The sequence below is a fragment of the Stenotrophomonas sp. MMGLT7 genome, assembly GCF_021168555.1.
GTDB lineage: Bacteria > Pseudomonadota > Gammaproteobacteria > Xanthomonadales > Xanthomonadaceae > MMGLT7.
The window spans coordinates 117,392-134,573 of record NZ_JAJOZS010000010.1 but is presented as its reverse complement, the minus strand read 5'-3'; the positions used below and the strand labels follow the sequence as shown (position 1 = coordinate 134,573).

14 protein-coding genes are annotated in these 17,182 nt (G+C 70.7%); 11 read left to right on the top strand and 3 right to left on the bottom strand.

All coding sequences use genetic code 11. The annotated features are described in order from the left end of the window. Nucleotides 1-171: 171 nt before the first annotated feature. Entirely contained in the window at nucleotides 172-630 is a 459-nt protein-coding gene (locus LRX76_RS13450; RefSeq protein WP_231806040.1) for a DUF4442 domain-containing protein, read from the bottom strand. A 378-nt stretch (nucleotides 631-1,008) separates the two neighbouring features. After that, nucleotides 1,009-1,869: a thioredoxin gene (gene trxA, locus LRX76_RS13445; protein WP_231806038.1), complete on the bottom strand. Its 861-nt coding sequence runs from the start codon at nucleotides 1,867-1,869 to the stop codon at nucleotides 1,009-1,011. Between the two features lie 102 nt (nucleotides 1,870-1,971). Here trxA and LRX76_RS13440 point away from each other — a divergent pair, with 102 nt between their 5' ends. From LRX76_RS13440 to rlmH, 8 genes are all read left to right on the top strand, one after another. Continuing rightward, on the top strand, nucleotides 1,972-2,586 hold the full coding sequence (locus LRX76_RS13440; RefSeq protein ID WP_231806036.1) for a DUF998 domain-containing protein: 615 nt from the start codon (nucleotides 1,972-1,974) through the stop codon (nucleotides 2,584-2,586). Between the two features lie 78 nt (nucleotides 2,587-2,664). Beyond that, nucleotides 2,665-5,307: a leucine--tRNA ligase gene (gene leuS, locus LRX76_RS13435; RefSeq protein ID WP_231806034.1), complete on the top strand. Its 2,643-nt coding sequence runs from the start codon at nucleotides 2,665-2,667 to the stop codon at nucleotides 5,305-5,307. A 173-nt stretch (nucleotides 5,308-5,480) separates the two neighbouring features. Beyond that, nucleotides 5,481-6,038, top strand: coding sequence for an LPS assembly lipoprotein LptE (lptE, locus tag LRX76_RS13430; protein WP_231806032.1), 558 nt, complete (start codon nucleotides 5,481-5,483; stop codon nucleotides 6,036-6,038). A 13-nt stretch (nucleotides 6,039-6,051) separates the two neighbouring features. Beyond that, nucleotides 6,052-7,083: a DNA polymerase III subunit delta gene (holA, locus tag LRX76_RS13425; protein ID WP_231806030.1), complete on the top strand. Its 1,032-nt coding sequence runs from the start codon at nucleotides 6,052-6,054 to the stop codon at nucleotides 7,081-7,083. Nucleotides 7,084-7,154: 71 nt separating this feature from the next. Continuing rightward, nucleotides 7,155-7,838, top strand: a complete 684-nt coding sequence (gene nadD, locus LRX76_RS13420) for a nicotinate-nucleotide adenylyltransferase (RefSeq protein ID WP_331716782.1) — start codon at nucleotides 7,155-7,157, stop codon at nucleotides 7,836-7,838. Between the two features lie 57 nt (nucleotides 7,839-7,895). Beyond that, nucleotides 7,896-8,294 (top strand): ribosome silencing factor, encoded by a 399-nt coding sequence (gene rsfS, locus LRX76_RS13415; RefSeq protein WP_231806028.1) that lies wholly within the window; start codon nucleotides 7,896-7,898, stop codon nucleotides 8,292-8,294. Nucleotides 8,295-8,325: 31 nt separating this feature from the next. Next, nucleotides 8,326-9,444: a J domain-containing protein gene (locus LRX76_RS13410; protein ID WP_231806026.1), complete on the top strand. Its 1,119-nt coding sequence runs from the start codon at nucleotides 8,326-8,328 to the stop codon at nucleotides 9,442-9,444. A gap of 46 nt (nucleotides 9,445-9,490) precedes the next feature. Further along, on the top strand, nucleotides 9,491-9,961 hold the full coding sequence (gene rlmH, locus LRX76_RS13405; RefSeq protein WP_231806024.1) for a 23S rRNA (pseudouridine(1915)-N(3))-methyltransferase RlmH: 471 nt from the start codon (nucleotides 9,491-9,493) through the stop codon (nucleotides 9,959-9,961). Nucleotides 9,962-10,128: 167 nt separating this feature from the next. On the opposite strand, the gene LRX76_RS13400 is transcribed toward rlmH, so the two are convergent. Continuing rightward, nucleotides 10,129-10,857 (bottom strand): SIMPL domain-containing protein, encoded by a 729-nt coding sequence (locus LRX76_RS13400; RefSeq protein ID WP_231806022.1) that lies wholly within the window; start codon nucleotides 10,855-10,857, stop codon nucleotides 10,129-10,131. Between the two features lie 138 nt (nucleotides 10,858-10,995). On the opposite strand from LRX76_RS13400, the gene LRX76_RS13395 reads away from it, so the two are divergent. From LRX76_RS13395 to LRX76_RS13385, 3 genes are all read left to right on the top strand, one after another. Next, entirely contained in the window at nucleotides 10,996-11,628 is a 633-nt protein-coding gene (locus tag LRX76_RS13395; protein WP_231806020.1) for a Maf family nucleotide pyrophosphatase, read from the top strand. Between the two features lie 2 nt (nucleotides 11,629-11,630). After that, nucleotides 11,631-13,121: a ribonuclease G gene (gene rng / locus LRX76_RS13390; RefSeq protein WP_231806018.1), complete on the top strand. Its 1,491-nt coding sequence runs from the start codon at nucleotides 11,631-11,633 to the stop codon at nucleotides 13,119-13,121. Between the two features lie 70 nt (nucleotides 13,122-13,191). After that, entirely contained in the window at nucleotides 13,192-17,070 is a 3,879-nt protein-coding gene (locus tag LRX76_RS13385; protein WP_231806016.1) for a YhdP family protein, read from the top strand. Nucleotides 17,071-17,182: the final 112 nt, after the last annotated feature.

Genomic DNA, 17,182 nt, shown 5'->3' with positions numbered 1-17,182 from the left:
CAAACCCCCAAAGCTCGCCGTAACCGCATGCATGCGCAAGTACCTCACCATGCTCAACGCCATGGCGCGCGATCAAGCACCTTGGGCACCGCCTCCCGTGCAGCCTGGATGACAGTTGACTCCTACAGGAGCTTCTTCGACGCGGCGATCGAGATCGGCGCACTCGATCCGTCAGCGGCCGCGCTTGTCCGGCTTGAGGCGGACGTAGAGCTGCTTGCGCACGCGGGCGACCACGTCGCCCTGGGTGTCCACCACGTCGTTCTCGAACCATGGCAGGTACTTGTCGCCGCCGGCGGTGGCCTGGCGGATTTCATCCAGGCGGGATTCCTCCAGGCGGAAGTCCGCCGCCACGATGCCGCGGCCCGGCTTGACGAACTCGATGGCGCCGGCCTTGTCCCAGACGTAGTAGTCGCGGCCGAGCGCATGCATCGCCAGCAGCATCCAGAACGGATCGGTCATGGCGAACAGGCTGCCGCCGAAGTGGGTGCCGACGTAGTTGCGGTTCCACGGGCGCATGCGCAGTTCGACCCGCGCATGGCGATAGTCCGGCGACACCGCCGCGACATGGATGCCGGTGAACAGGAACGGCGGCCACAGGTTGAGGCCGTGGCGGAACAGGGAAGCCTTCATCGTGCGGCGCGCTGGACGAACGGACCACAATCCTACCATTCGCATGGGTATGGTTGATGGGCCTCGGGATTGCGCACCGAGTGCGCGTAGCCAGGGTAAGCGCAGCGTGCCGCTGGATTCAGGGCGCCTCCGGGTGCGCCTCGCTTACCCGGGCTACGTTCCTGCGATGGCATAGGGCGGGCCGCGGCCCGCCGCCCGCACCGCCGGCCACGCGCGCACCCGGCCTCGATCGTTTCCTGCGTGCCGCCGCTCCATGACACCGTCACGTCAACGGTTACGGCAGGCCTCGCCGCGGTGGGCCAAGGCCCATGCCCGTGGACGGAAAATCGCCGACGTCTTGAGAAGACGGTTGCTCCTGCACGCCAGATCGTTGACCGATCAGAACAGCAGCGACGACATCTGCCGGCGATAGCGCCCGACCAGCGCGGGGTCCTCGATCACCCGGAAGGCGTCGATCAGCAGCTTCTTCGGCAGGCCGTCCTGGAAGCCGCGGTCCAGGCGCAGCATCTCGATGAACTGCTCCAGTGCCGCTTCGTCCCGGCCATCGACGAGATGGCGCACGCCGAGCAGGTGGCGCGCATGCAGGTCGCCGGGGTCGGCTTCCAGCTTGGCCTGGAGCGCTTCGGCACCGGGCGCATCCTGCAGCGTGTTGACGAACCCCAGGCGGGCCTTGGCGCGCACCGCGCGCTCGTCGGTGGCGAGGTTGGCCGGCAGCGCCTCGATCAGCGTGCCGGCCTCGGCGGCATCGCCGGTCTTAAGCAGCGCCAGCGCCAGGTCGAGCTTGAGTTCGTCCTTGTCCGGCTCGGCCGCCACGGCCGCGCGCAGGCGCTCGACCTCGGCCTTGGGATCGAGCGGAGCGGCCTCGGCGGGCTCGGCCTCCTCGGGGGCGGGCAGCGGTTCGATGCCGTGCTGCTTGAGGAACTCGCGCAGCTGGCCCTCCGGCAACGCGCCGGGAAAGCCGTCGGCGATCTGTCCGTCCTTGACCAGGAACACCGTCGGCACCGAGCGGATCTGGAACGCGGCGGCGATCTCCTGCTCCTTGTCCACGTCCACCTTGGCCAGTTCGAAAGCGCCGTGGTACTCGGCCGCCAGCTTCTCCAGGATCGGCCCCAGGGTCTTGCACGGCCCGCACCAGGTCGCCCAGAAGTCCACCAGCACCGGCACCTGCAGCGATTTCTGCAGGACCTCGGCTTCGAAGGTCTCGGTGGTGGCGTCGAAAACGTGGAGCTGTTCGGACATGACGGGGGCTTCGCGGAAAACGGGACAGGTGGCATCTATGGTGGCAACGATGGCGATATGCAAGCCGAGGGGCGTAGCAGCGACAATGGCCGCCTCTATGTCATGGGAGGGCTTGTCTTGATCGACAGGGTGCTGCAAGGGTTGGGTTGGCTGGCGCTGGGCGCCTTCGTACTGGCGCTGCTGGGGTTCGGCGCGGCGTTGCCCGGCTATGCCGCGGTGCGGCACCCGGTGGCGCTGCTGGGCGCCCAGGGCGTGCCGCATGCGCTGGGCTTCAACCTGCTCGGCCTGGTGCTGCCGGGAGTGCTGGCCATGGCGCTGGCGGTGGCGCTGCTGCGGCGGTTGCCGGCGGCGGGGTGGCGGCTGCGCATCGGCGGGCAACTGCTGCTGCTGTCGGGGCTGGGCCTGGCGGCGATGGGACTGTTGCCGCTGGACGCGGAGGACCTGGACGGACCGGCCAGCCGGCTGCATGCCAGCGCCTGGCTGCTGTGGCTGGTCGCCGGCGGCGCCGGGCTGCTGCTGTCGGGTCTGGGGCTGCGTGCGCAGGTGTCGCCCGCGCTGGGCTGGCGGGCGTTGGCCTGCGCCGGCGTGATGCTCGCGGCCGCGCTGTGGCCCTGGCCGATGCCGGCGCTGGCACAGCGGGTGGCCTTCGTCGCCTGGCTGGCGTGGCTGGCGCTCGCCGGCTGGGCACTGCCGCGGCTGGATGTCGCACGCGGCTGATCCGGCGCCGGCTGGAGCGGCCTGCTGCGCTGCGGTACCCTTTGCGGCTTTGCCGTCGCCCGAGGGCGCCCGTACCCCATGTCCGCCGTCGAAACCAACGCCTACGACCCGCAGCAGGTCGAATCCGCCGCCCAGCAGTACTGGGATGCCAACCATGCCTTCGAGGTCAGGGAGGACTCCGACAAGCCCAAGTACTACTGCCTGTCGATGTTCATGTACCCCAGCGGCTCGATGCACATGGGGCACGTGCGCAACTACGTGCTCGGCGACGTCATCAGCCGTTACCGGCGCATGACCGGCCACAACGTGCTGCAGCCGATGGGCTGGGACGCCTTCGGCCTGCCGGCCGAGAACGCGGCGGTCAAGCACCGCACCGCGCCGGCCAAGTGGACCTACGCCAACATCGAGCACATGCGCGCGCAGTTGCAGCGCTTCGGCTTCGCCTACGACTGGTCGCGCGAGCTGACCACCTGCCAGCCCGAGTACTACGTGCACGAGCAGCGCATGTTCACCCGGCTGATGCGCAAGGGCCTGGCCTACCGCCGCAACGCGGTGGTGAACTGGGACCCGGTCGACCAGACCGTGCTGGCCAACGAGCAGGTCATCGATGGCCGCGGCTGGCGCTCCGGCGCGCTGGTGGAAAAGCGCGAGATCCCGCAGTGGTTCCTGCGCATCACCGACTACGCCCAGGAACTGCTCGACGGCCTGGACACGCTGGAAGGCTGGCCGGAGTCGGTCAAGACCATGCAGCGCAACTGGATCGGCCGCTCCGAGGGCCTCGAGATCAAGTTCGAGGTGCGCGATGCCGACGGCGCCGCGCTGGACCAGCTGCGCGTGTTCACCACCCGCCCCGACACGCTGATGGGCGTGACCTTCGTCTCCGTCGCCGGCGAACACCCGCTGGCGCTGCACGCGGCGCGCAACAACCCGGCGCTGGCGGCGCTGCTGGCCGAGCTCAAGCGCGGCGGCGTGTCCGAGGCCGAACTGGAGACCCAGGAAAAGCGCGGCATGGACACCGGCCTGAAGGCCATACACCCGGTCAGCGGTGAGGAAGTGCCGGTATGGGTGGCCAACTTCGTGCTGATGGGCTACGGCACCGGCGCGGTGATGGCGGTGCCCGGCCACGACCAGCGCGACTTCGAGTTCGCCCGCAAGTACCGGCTGCCGATCCGGCAGGTCATCGCGCTCAAGGATCCGCGCAACGAGGCCGAGAAGAGCTACGATCCGGCCACCTGGCACGACTGGTACAGCGACAAGGCCCGCGACTTCGAGCTGGTCAACTCGGCCGAGTTCGACGGGCTGGACTTCCAGGGCGCCTTCGAGGCGCTGGCCGAGCGCTTCGAGCGCAAGGGCCAGGGCCAGCGCCGGGTCAACTACCGGCTGCGCGACTGGGGCGTGAGCCGCCAGCGCTACTGGGGCTGCCCGATCCCGGTGATCTACTGCGACAAGTGCGGCGCGGTGCCGGTGCCGGAGGAGCAGCTGCCGGTGACGCTGCCGGAGAACGTCGAGTTCAGCGGCACCGGCTCGCCGCTCAAGACCGACCCGCAGTGGCGCAAGACCACCTGCCCCGAGTGCGGCGGCCCGGCCGAGCGCGAGACCGACACCTTCGACACCTTCATGGAGTCGAGCTGGTACTACGCCCGCTACACCTCGCCCGGCGCCAGGGACATGGTCGACAAGCGCGGCAACTACTGGCTGCCGGTGGACCAGTACATCGGCGGCATCGAGCACGCGATCCTGCACCTGATGTACTTCCGCTTCTACCACAAGCTCATGCGCGACGCGCGGCTGGTGGACAGCGACGAGCCGGCCACCAACCTGCTGACCCAGGGCATGGTGATCGCCGAAACCTTCTATCGTTCCAATGCCGATGGCTCCAAGGACTGGATCAACCCGGCCGACGTGGAGGTCCAGCGCGACGAGCGCGGCCGCGTCACCGGCGCCACGCTGGTCGCGGACGGGCAGCCGGTGCAGATCGGCGGCATCGAGAAGATGTCCAAGTCCAAGAACAACGGCGTCGACCCGCAGGCGATGGTGGCCAAGTACGGTGCCGACACCGTGCGCCTGTTCTCGATGTTCGCCGCCCCGCCCGAGCAGTCGCTGGAGTGGAACGAGGCCGGCGTGGACGGCATGGCGCGGTTCCTGCGCCGGCTGTGGGCGCAGGTGCACAGGCACGCCGCCGAAGGTCCGGCCCCGGCGCTGGACGTGGCCGCGCTGGATGCCGGGCAGAAGGCGATCCGCCGCAAGATCCACGAGACCATCGGCAAGGTCGGCGACGACTACGGCCGCCGCTACAGCTTCAATACCGCCATTGCCGCGGTGATGGAACTGTCCAACGTGCTGGCCCGGTTCGAGGACGCCAGCGCCCAGGGCCGCGCGGTACGCCAGGAGGCGCTGGAGGCGGCGGTGCTGCTGCTCAACCCGATCACCCCGCACGCCAGCCACGCGCTGTGGCAGGTGCTGGGGCATGGCGAGACGCTGCTGGAGGACGTGCCGTTCCCGGCGGTGGACGAGGCCGCGCTGGTCCGCGACGCGCTCACCCTGGCGGTGCAGGTCAACGGCAAGCTGCGCGGCACCATCCAGGTCGCCGCCGATGCGTCCAGGGAGCAGGTCGAGGCCCTGGCGCTGGCCGAGCCGAACGCGGCCAAGTTCCTGGAAGGGATGACGATCCGCAAGGTCATCATCGTTCCCGGCAAGATCGTGAACGTGGTGGTGGCCTGATTGGCCTCGGTCCGGGAGCGCCGCCGATGCGGTTCGGCGCTGCCGGCGCGCGGCGACGCCCTCGTTCGGATCGCCGCAGTCACGGCGCGGCGCTCTCAAATGCCATTCACGCGGCATCAGGCACGCTAGCGCACCTGTTGCCGCGCCCGGCCGGCTCCTCCAGACTGTCCTTCATGATCCGAATCCTGTTCGCCCTCGTCCTGGCCGTCGCGCTCAGCGCCTGCGGCTTCCATCTGCGCAACAAGCTGGCGCTGCCGGCCGACATGCCCGCGGTGAAGGTGGTCTCCTCCTCGCCCTACAGCGAGCTGGTGAAGCTGCTCAACCGCGGCCTGCGCGCCTCCGGTGCGCAGGTGGTCGAGGACGATGACGCCGACGATGCCCAACTCGCCCACCTGCAGGTGCTGTCCGAGCGCTGGGGCGACCTGCCGATCGCGATCGACGCCGAAGGCCGCGCGCAGGAGTACAGCCTGCGCTACGCGGTGATCTTCGTGTTCCGCCGTCCCGACGGCAGCGACGTGGTGCCGCAGCAGGTGATCGAGCTCTCGCGCGACTACGTGTCGCCGCCGACCGATGCCACCGGCACCACCACCGAGCGCGAGATCCTGGCCGACGAACTGCGCCGCGACATGTCGGCCTCGATCCTGCGCCGGGTGGACAGCGTGCTGCGCGCGCGGCTGCAGAACCCCGGATCGCTGGCGCCGGCGCAGGGGTCGCAGCCGGTCGAGCCCTGAGCCGGGGCGCAGCATGGAACTCCGTCCCGAGCAGCTCGCCACCCAGGCCGCCGAGCAGCCGTTGCAGCCGGCCTACCTGATCGCCGGGCCGGAGACGCTGCGGGTACTGGAGGCGGCCGATGCGGTGCGCGCCCGCGCCCGCGCCGAAGGCATCGGCGAGCGCGAGGTATTCGATGCCGACGGCCGCGACTTCGACTGGAACCAGCTCGATTCCACCTTCAATGCGCCCAGCCTGTTCAGTGCGCGGCGGCTGGTGGAACTGCGCATGCCCACCGGCAAGCCGGGCAAGGAGGGCGCCGAGGTCATCTCCGGTTTCTGCGCCCAGCCACCGGCGGACGTGGTGCTGCTGATCACCGCCGGCGAGTGGAGCAAGGCACATCAGGGCAAGTGGGCCGATGCGGTGGGCCGCCTGGGCGTGATCTCGGTCGCCTGGGCGATCAAGCCGCACGAGCTGCCGGACTGGATCGGGCGGCGCCTGCGCAGCCGGGGCCTGCGCGCCGAGCCGGCCGCCGTGCAGCGCCTGGCCGAGCGCGTGGAAGGCAACCTGCTGGCGGCCGCGCAGGAGATCGACAAGCTCGCGCTGCTGGCCGAGGGCCGCGATCTGGACGTGGAGGCGATGGAATCGCTGGTGGCCGACGCCGCCCGCTACGACGTGTTCCGGCTGGCCGAGTCGATGCTCTCCGGCCAGGCGGCGCCGGCCCTGCGCATGCTCGCCGGCCTGCGCGCCGAGGGCGAGGCGGTGGCGGCGCTGCTGCCGATCCTGATCAAGGAACTGCTGCGCACCGCCGCGCTGGCACGGGTGCAGGCGCGCGGCGGCAACCTGGGCGCGGAAATGAAGGGGCAGGGCATCTGGGAATCGCGCCAGGCTCCGTTCAAGCGCGCGCTGCAGCGCCATGCCGAGCCGCGGCGCTGGGAGCGCTTCGTCGCCGAGGCCTCGCGTATCGACCGCATCGCCAAGGGCCGCGCCCCGGGCGATGCCTGGGTGGCGCTGGAGCGGCTGCTGCTGGCGGTGGCCGAGCCCCGGGCGGTCGGGTTGTTGGCGTGAAGGCCGGGATTGGGGATTGGGGATTCGGGATTCGCAAGAGCCCGGAGCCGGGTGCTGCTTCCCAACCCCCAATCCCCAATCCCCAATCCCGGCTCCATCTCTACTACGGCGGCACCTTCGACCCGTTCCACAACGGCCACCTGGCCATCGCCTGCGCGGCGCGCGACGAACTGCAGGTGCCGGTCCAGCTGATGCCCGCGGCCGACCCGCCGCATCGCCCGCCGCCGGGCGCCGATGCCGGCCAGCGGCTGCGGATGCTGGCGCTGGGCATCGCCGGGCAGCCGGGCCTGCAGATCGACGACCGCGAACTGCTGCGCGCACGCCGCCATCCGGGCGAACCTTCCTATACCTACGACACGTTGTGCGAGCTGCGCGCCGCCCTCGGTCCGCGGCAGCCGATCGCCTGGCTGGTGGGGGCCGACAGCTTTGCCGGCCTGTGCGGCTGGCACCGGTGGCGCGAGCTGTTCGCGCTGGCCCATTTCGTCGTGGCCGAGCGTGCCGGCAGTTCGCTCGACGCCGGCTTGCCGCCGCCGCTGGCGCAAGTGCTCGCCGCCGCCGGCGCGGCTTCGGCCGACGAACTTTTCGCCTTGCCGGCCGGCAGGGTGTGGCGGCTGCGGCAGCCGTTGCGCGAGGAGTCGGCGACCGATGTACGGCAGCTGATCGCCAGCGGCGGCGACTGGCGTTCGCTGCTGCCGCAGGCGGTGGCCGGCTATATCGCGCGGCATCGCCTGTACGGGTGCCACGCCGCGGCATGAATACGGCCGCGACAGGTATTCCTTATAATTCCCTGCAAATTTCCAGAGCCACAGCCTTTGACCAGCCAAGCCCAAGTCATCAAGACCCGTCTTCCTTCCCCTCCGCCCGAACTGCCGGCCTTGCTGGCCAACGTGCGTTCGGCAGTCGACGAGCTCAAGGCCAAGGACGTCGTCGAGATCGACGTGCGCGGCAAGTCCAGCGTCGCCGACTACATGGTCATCGCCTCGGGTACCTCGACCCGCCACGTCAAGTCGATCGCCGACGAGGTGGTCAAGTTCTCCAAGCAGCTGGGCGTGATGCCGCTGGGCGTGGAAGGCGAGCGCGAGGCCGAGTGGGTGCTGGTGGACCTGGGCGACGTGATCGTCCACGTGATGCTGCCGCGCGTGCGCGAGTTCTATGCGCTGGAGCGGCTGTGGACGGTGGGCGACCAGCCGCCGGCCGAAGAAGAGGACTGAGACCGGGCGCGCCCGCGCCGACGAGGTAGCCATGAGCAGCGACGAACGCCCGCGCCAGGCGCTGCGGATGACCGAGCAGGCGTCGGCGCAGGGACGGCCGTCGCCCGCCAGGAAGCGTTTCAACGCCCTGGTCCGGCGGCTGGAGAACTGCCGCCGGGAGCTGGCCTGCTGGGACGAGGCGCTGTCGGCCTTCGCCGGCGATTACCAGCGGGCCATGGTGCCGCTGCTGGAGCGCTACCGCCGGCAGCAGGCCGAACTGGTGCTGGCCCTGGACCAGGCCTGCCTCGTGCAGAAGCTGGGCAGGCGCGACAGGGCGCTGGCCTCGGAGATCGTCTGCGAACTGGCCGCGCCGCTGATCGAGGCGGGCATGGACGAACTCAAGCCGGTCTACGACCGCCACAGCGAACGGGGCTTCGACGAGGAACAAGCCGAAGCCGAGGACATGCTCAAGGCCGCGGCGGCCGAGAGCTTCGGCCTGGACGCCGAGCAGCTGGCCGGCATCCGCACCCCCGATGATTTCTTCGAACGCCTGAGCGAGCAGGTCGAACGCGAGCAGGCCGAGCGCGAAGCCGCGGCCGCAGCTGCGCAGTCGCGGCGCCGTGGACGCGCGGCCGGGCCTCGCGCCGGCGACAAGCTGCAGCTGGCCGCCGAGGCTTCGCTGCGCGAACTGTTCCGCAAGCTCGCCGGCATGCTGCATCCGGACCGCGAGCAGGATCCGCAACAACGCGAGCGCAAGACCGGCCTGATGCAGCGGCTCAACCGCGCCTATGCCGCCAAGGACCTGCTGGCGCTGCTGGAACTGCAACTGGAGATCGGCCAGCTGCAGGCCGGCGAACTGGAGGCGATGAGCGAGGAGCGGATCAGGCAGTACAACCATTCGCTCGCCGCCCAGCTCAAGCAGGTCGAGGAGGAACTGGCCAACGTCGTCGCCTCGTTCGAGGACCAGTACCAATTGCTGCCCGGCGGGGAACTGAAGCCGGCACGCCTGCCGGGCCTGCTCAAGGAGATGACGCGGCAACTGGCCGACGATATCGCATGGCAGCGGCGGGAACTGCGCGAACTGTCGCAGCCGGATGCGCTCAAGCCCTGGATCAGGCGTCAGGCGCAGTTGCTGCGCCAGGCCGATTCCCATCCGGGGATGTCGTCTTGAGCGCCAACACGAGACTGGCGATGCACTGCCGACAGGAGCGCCCGGCATGAAGGCCCGGCTGATCGCCACCGGCGAGCGCGCGCCTGCGTGGGTCGCGCAGGGCTTTGCCGAGTACCAGAAGCGGCTCTCGCACTGGCTGCCGCTGGAACTGGTCGAGATCGAACCGGGACTTCGCGGCAAGGGCCGCGATCCGCAGCGCGCGATCGACGACGAGGGCCGCCGCGTGCTGGCGGCACTGCCGAAGAACCCGTACGTGGTGGCGCTGGACGTGCCCGGCCGGCAGCTGAGCTCCGAGCAACTCGCGCAGCGGCTGGAACACTGGCGCAGCCAGGGACGCGACCTGGCCTTCCTGATCGGCGGCCCCGAAGGCCACGCCGCCGAAGTGCTGAAGGCGGCCGACGAGAGCTGGTCGCTCGGCCCGCTGACGCTGCCGCACATGCTGGTGCGCCTGGTCGTGGCCGAGCAGCTCTACCGCGCCGCGGCGATGCTGGCCAATCATCCGTATCACCGCGCCTGAGTCCCGGTGATACGGATGGGGCTCGGGCTTCCTATCCCGGCGCCTGTCGACGCGCCTCCTTAACGAAGGGGGCTGTAACCCAGAAGGTTCTTGAATGCCGTAGGAGCGGCTTCAGCCGCGATGGGGCCGTACCGGCACAATGCCCCAGTCCAGCCAGCTCGACGGACCTACTTCCCCAGTTCGAACGTGACGTCCAGGTTCACCGACACGGTCGACTCGCCCGGCGCCACCGGGGTGTCCATCTCCGCCTTGGCGCGCGACATGGCCATCATCACCGGGCGCACGCCGCTGCCGCCGCCTTCGGAAATGTTGACGATGCGGCGCACGCGCAGGCCCAGCGACTTGGCGTAGGTCTCGGCGCGGGCCTGGGCCTTCTTCAGCGCGTCCAGCCGCGCCTGGTCGTAGAGCGGCTCGGGCTGGTCGATCTCGAAGGAGGGACCGTTGATCTGGTTGGCGCCCTGCGCGGCCAGCGCGTCGAGTACCTTGCCCAGGCGGGTGATGTCGCGGACCTTCAGCCGCACCGTGTTGCTGGCCTGGTAGCCGGTGATCTGCGGTGCCTCGCCGTCGCCGTACTTGTACTGCGGGTTGAGGTTGACGCCGCTGGTCTGCACGTCCTTGTCGGCGATGCCGGCGGCCTTGATCGCCGCCATCACCCGGCTCATCTGCTCGGCGTTCTGGCGCATGGCGGTGTTGCCGTCGGCGGCCTGGGTGACGACGCCGGCCGAGAGGCTGGCCACGTCGGGCACGCGGCTGGCCTCGGCCTGGGCGGAGACGTTGAGCAGGGTGCTGTCGGCGGGCAGGGCGTAGCCGGCCGAGGCGTTCTGGGCGTGGGCGGTCATGGTGATTCCTAGGGCCAGCGACAGGGCCAGCAGCAGGGTCTTGGTCGGGACTCGCATGTCGTTCCTCCTTGTGATTGGGAGCAGAGTGTTGCCGCGACGATGAATACGCTGTGAGCCCGGCACCCCAGGGTGGCGGCGGCCGTCAGGCGGTGGCGGCCGATCGTCCAGTCAGGTGCCGCGGGTTATGCTTCCCCGATGCTCTATCTGGCTTCCCGCTCCCCCCGCCGCAAGGACCTGCTTTCGCGCCTCGACGTGCCGTTCGGCACGCTGGACCTGGAGGTGCCCGAGGTGCGTGCCGCCGGGGAATCCCCGGCCGGCTACGTGCAGCGGGTTGCGCGCGAGAAGGCGCTGGCCGGGCTGGCGCTGGCCGCCGGCGGCGAGGACGCCTGGGTGCTGGGGTCGGACACCGAAGTGGTGCTGGGCGACCGCGTGTTCGGCAAGCCGGCCGACGCGGCCGACGCCGCGGCCATGCTGCGCGCCCTGGCGGGCCGCCGGCACCAGGTGCTGACGGCGGTGACGCTGGTGGGCGCGCGTGGCGAGTTTTCCGTGCTGGTGGATTCGCAGGTGACCTTCGCGCCGCTGAGCGAGGCGCAGATCGCGGCCTACGTCGCCGGCGGCGAGCCGATGGGCAAGGCCGGGGCGTACGCGATCCAGGGCCAGGCCGAGTGCTTCGTCAGCCGGCTCGAGGGCAGCTACTCGGGCGTGATGGGCCTGCCGCTGTACCAGACGGCGCAGTTGCTGGACCAGGCCGGCCTGGTGGCCCCTGGACGGGAGGCCGGGGTCGCAGCGCCGGTGGATGCAATGGTCGGGACGGTCGTGGAGAAATAGCGATGTCGGAAGAGATCCTGGTCAACGTCACCCCGCGCGAGACGCGGGTGGCGGTCATCGAGAACGGCATGCTGCAGGAGCTGCACATCGAGCGCGGCTGGCGTCGCGGCGTGGTCGGCAACATCTACAAGGGCAGGGTGCAGCGGGTGATGCCGGGCATGCAGGCGGCCTTCGTCGAGGTGGGCCTGGAGCGCGCCGCGTTCCTGCATGCCAACGACGTGGTGCGGCCCGCGCCGGTGGTCAGCGAGGACGCCGTGGATGCGCCGCCGCTGCCGGTGCCGGCCTCGGTGCCGATCGTCGAGCTGCTGCGCGACGGCCAGGACGTGGTGGTGCAGGTGGTCAAGGATCCCATCGGCAGCAAGGGCGCGCGGCTGACCACGCAGATCTCCATCCCCTCGCGCTACCTGGTGCTGCTGCCGCAGTCCAAGGTGATCGGGGTGTCGGCGCGGATCGAGGACGAGTCCGAGCGCGCGCGGCTGAAGGGCATCGTCACCGAGCTCGCGGCCAGCCACGGCGGCTACGGCTACATCATCCGCACCAATGCCGAGGGCCAGCCGGCCGAGGCGATCGCCGACGACATCGCCTACCTGTCGCGGGTGTGGAACGTGGTCGAGCGCCGCGGCCGCGAGGCGGCGCCGTGCAGCGTGATCTACGAGGACCTGATCCTGCCGCTGCGCGCGGTGCGCGACCTGATCCGCAAGGACGTGGACAAGGTGAAGGTGGATTCGCACGAGACCTTCGACCAGCTGCAGGCGTTCGTCGCCAAGTACATGCCGGTGCTGGCCGAGAAGGTGGAGCTGTACACCGGCGACCGCCCGATCTTCGACCTGTACGGGGTCGAGGACGAGATCGCCCGCGCGCTGGAGAAGCAGGTGCCGCTCAAGTCCGGCGGCTACCTGGTGATCGACCAGACCGAGGCGATGACCACCATCGACGTCAACACCGGCTCGTTCGTCGGCCAGCGCAACCTGGAGGAGACGGTCTACCGCACCAACCTGGAGGCGGCGCAGGCGGTTGCGCGGCAGCTGCGGCTGCGCAACCTGGGCGGGATCATCATCATCGACTTCATCGACATGTCCGACCCTGAGCACCGCCGCCAGGTGCTGCGTACGCTGGAGAAGGCGCTGTCGCGCGACCACGCCAAGACCACGGTGTACGAGTTCTCGCCGCTGGGGCTGGTGGAGATGACCCGCAAGCGCACCGTCGAAAGCCTGGAGCGGCAGCTGTCCGAGCCGTGCCCGGAGTGCGGCGGCCGCGGCAGCATCAAGACCGCCGAGACGGTCACCTACGACATCTTCCGCGAGATCACCCGTGCGGTGCGCCAGTTCGAGGCCGCCAGGCTGCTGGTGATCGCCTCGCCCAAGGTGGTGGCGCGCATCACCGAGGACGAGTCGGCGGCGGTGGCGGAGCTGGAGGAGTTCCTCGGCAAGACCATCCGCTTCCAGGCCGACGAGCAGTACCTGCAGGAGCAGTTCGACGTGGTGCTGCTGTGAGCAGGCGCCTCGAAGGCAGGGGCGTTGCTGGCGCCGTGCCGCCTGCCGTGCCGGGCCTGCCGTCGCATTGATGTCGCTGCGGACCCGCTACCGCCTGCTGCGCCTGCGTCGCCTCGCGATCTACTCGCTGGCGGGGGTGCTGGTGCTGGTCGCCCTGCTGGTCGGCACGCTCAGCCAGCTGCTGCCGCTGGCGCAGCGCCATCCCGAGCACATCGCCGCCTGGCTGAGCCAGCGCGCCGGCCAGCCGGTGCGCTTCGACGCGCTGGATACCGCCTGGACCCGTCGCGGCCCGCTGCTGCGCCTGGACGGGTTGCGCGTCGGTCCGGGCGAGGGCGTGCAGATCGGGCAGGCCGAGGTGCTGGTATCGCTGTACGCCGGGCTGCTGCCGGGCAGTTCGTTCACCGAGCTGAGGCTGCGCGGGACGTCGTTGACCCTGCTGCGCGCCGAGGATGGCCGCTGGTCGGTGCGAGGACTGCCGGCGTCGTCCAGCAGCGATCCGCTGGAGACGCTGCGCCGGCTGGGCGAACTGCAGGTGGTGGATGGCCGGCTGGAACTGCAGGCGCCCACGCTGGGCTGGCAGGTGACGCTGCCGAGGGTCGAGCTGCGGCTGCGCGTTGATGGCGACCGGATCCGTGCCGGCGCGCGCGGCTGGATCGATACGCAGCGGGCTCCGCTCACCGCGGTGGCGGACCTCGATCGCGACAAGGGCGACGGCAGCGTCTACCTGGGGGGCGAGCCGGCCGACTTCGGCGCATGGTCGTCGCTGCTGCGCTTCGCCGGCGTCCAGGCGTTGGATGGCAGCGGACGCCTGCAGCTGTGGGCACGCCTGCACGACCGCCGCGTCACCTCGGCCACTGTCGATGCCGACCTGCGCCAGTTGCGGTTGTCGGGCACGCCGCTCGACCGGACATCGCCGGTGCCGATGCTGGCATTGCCGCGGCTGCAGGCTCGCGCGCGCTGGCAGGCCGACGAGGACGGCTGGCGGCTGGATGCCCCGCTGCTGCGCGTGGGCGAAGCGGCGGCGCAGCAGCGCATGGACGGGTTGCTGGTAGCGGGGGGCAGGCGCCTCGCGCTGGCCGGCGAACGCCTGGACGTCTCGCAGGCCCTCGCCGTCGCTGCCCTCGGCGACCGGCTTTCGCCCGGCCTGCGGCAATGGCTGCTCGCCGCGCGACCGCAGTTGCGCCTGCGCGATGTGCAACTGTCGGGTAGCGCCGGCGGCCCGCTGTGGATGCAGGGCACGCTCGACCAGGCCGGCTTCGCCGCGGTGGGCGACTCGCCGGGACTGGACGGCGTGCGCGGCCGCTTCCATGGCGATGCGCAGGCGATCGAGTTCGATCCCGACGTGGCATCCAGGGTGCGTTTCGACTGGCCGACCGGCTTCGGCGTGGTGCACGAGGTGCAACTGGCCGGCCGCATCGTCGGCTGGCGCGAGGGCGAGGGCTGGCAGCTCGGGACCCCGGCGCTGCGGGTGCAGGCCGCCGACTATGCCGCCGACGTGCGCGGCAGCCTGTGGTTCCAGGGCGACGGCACCCGGCCGTGGATGAATCTGGCGGCGAAGCTGGACGACACCGCGGTGACCACCGCCAGGAAATTCTGGATCCACTCCAAGATGAGCAAGGCCACCACCGATTGGCTGGACGCGGCGCTGGTGGGGGGCACGCTCACCGGCGGCATGGGCCTGGTCAGCGGCGACCTGGACGACTGGCCGTTCGACGAGCACAACGGCCGCTTCGAAGCCCGTGGCCATATCGTCCGCGGCGACATCAAGTTCCAGCCCGACTGGCCGGCGATGCAGCAGGTGGATGCCGACGTGGCGTTCATCGGCAACGGCTTCAGCATCGCCGGCCGTGGCGAACTGGGGGGCGTCGCGGTGGACCGCTTCGAGGCCGGCATCGACGATTTCGCCGCCTCGCGCCTGCATGTGCGCGCCGATTCGCGCAGCGATGCCGCGCGCCTGCTGGAGATGCTGCGGCAGAGCCCGCTGCGGCGCAGCTATGCCGACACCCTGGACAACCTCAGCGCTGCCGGTCCGGCGTCCGCCACCTTCGACATGCTGCTGCCGCTGGGCAGGCCGGACAGTCCCGAGCATCGCTTGGGGGGCCAGGTCGAACTGCAGGGCGCGCGGCTGGCCGACAAGCGCTGGGACCTGGCTTTCGAACAGGTGCGCGGCACCGCGAAGTACTCGGACGCAGGCTTCGATGCGCCGGCGCTGGCGGTGGTGCACAACGGGCGCGTCGGCACCCTGGCGCTGCGGGCCGGCAGCGACGTGCACGACCGCGCGCAGGCGTTCGAGGCCGAGCTGGGGGCGACGATGGACGCGGACGAACTGCTCGATCGCGCGCCGGAACTTGCCTGGCTCAAGCCCTATGTGGAGGGCAGTTCGCCGTGGACCGTGGCGGTGACGCTGCCCACTGCATCCGCCCCCGGTGCGCAGGCGGCGCCGACACGGCTGACCCTGCGTTCGGACCTGGCGGGGACGGCGCTGCATCTTCCCGCGCCGCTGGACAAGCCCGCCGCCGACCGGCTGGCGACCACGGTCAACGTCATGCTGCCGCTCGACAGCGGCCGGGTCGACGTGGCGTTCGGCCGGCGCATGGCGCTGGCTGCGCGAAACCAGGGCGGGCAGACCGGCGTGCGCGTGGTGATGGGGGCCGATCACGTGGCGGTCGAGCCGCCGGCCAGCGGCCTGGAGATCAACGGCCATACCGAATCGCTGGACGCACTGGACTGGATCGGCCTGGCGCGCTCGTCCGGCAAGGGCGAGGCGCCGGACGATCAGGCCGGCAATGCCATATCGCTGCGCAAGGTCGACGTGCAGGTGGACCGGCTGCTGCTGATCGGCGGCGTGTTCGACGATACCCGCCTGCAGTTGCGGCCGCAGTCGGGCTCGATCCTGGCGACGATGAGCGGGCCCTCGCTGGCCGGCACGCTGAACGTGCCCGAGGCCGACGAGGGTGTCATCACCGGCCAGCTGCAGCGGGTGCACTGGCAGTCGGTGGCGCCGCCGCCGCTGCCGGCGGCGGAGGATGTGGTGATCACCGGCTCGGTGCTGGTGCAGTCGCTGCCGGAGCAGACCCGGCGCGCCGCCGAGCAGGCCGATCCGGCGCAGATTCCGGCGCTGGCGCTGGACATCGACGACCTGCGCTTCGGCAACATCACGCTGGGCAGCGCGTCGCTGCGCAGCCGCCCGGTGGCAGACGGCCTGCAGCTGGACCAACTCAAGCTGCGCGCGCCGAAGCAGGCGATCGACATCACCGGCGAATGGCGCGGCCGCGGCGACGGCGCGCACACGCGCCTGGTCAGCCGGATCGACAGCCAGGACATCGGCGAGCTGGCACGCAACCTCGACTACGGCGGCCAGCTGCGCGGCGGGCAGGGCCAGATCGAGCTGGACGCGCGCTGGCCCGGCGGTCCCACCGCCTTCGCCCTGGGCAACCTGCAGGGGCAACTGCACGGCGACCTGCGCAACGGCCAGCTGCTGGAGGTCGAGCCCGGCGCCGGCCGCGTGCTCGGCCTGCTCAGCATCGCCCAGCTGCCGCGGCGGCTGATGTTCGACTTCCGCGACTTCTTCTCCAAGGGCCTGGCCTTCAACCGCATCGATGGCACGCTGCAGTTCGGCGACGGCCTGGCGCGCACGGATCGCTTCGCCATCGAAGGGCCGGCGGCCGACATCACCATCCGCGGGCAGGCCGACCTGCGCACGCAGCAGTACGACCAGACCGTGGAGGTCAATCCCAAGTCCGGCAACCTACTGACGGTGGTCGGTGCCGTGGCCGGCGGCCCGGTCGGCGCGGCGGTGGGGGCGGCGGCCAACGCGGTGCTGTCGCGGCCGCTGGGCGAGATCGGCGCCAAGACCTACCATGTCACCGGACCGTGGAAGGAACCGAAGGTGGATGTCATCGAACGCGATTCCGGCAAGGCTCGCCAGGCGGCCGATCCCGGCCGCTGATTCCGGGCGGCCGGGCGAGCCTGTGCGGGAAGGGTATGGAGATGTGCGAGGGCTGCTGCCGGATCCGATGCATGCCCATGGCCGGCCGGGGAAGGCATGGGCGAGGCCGCCG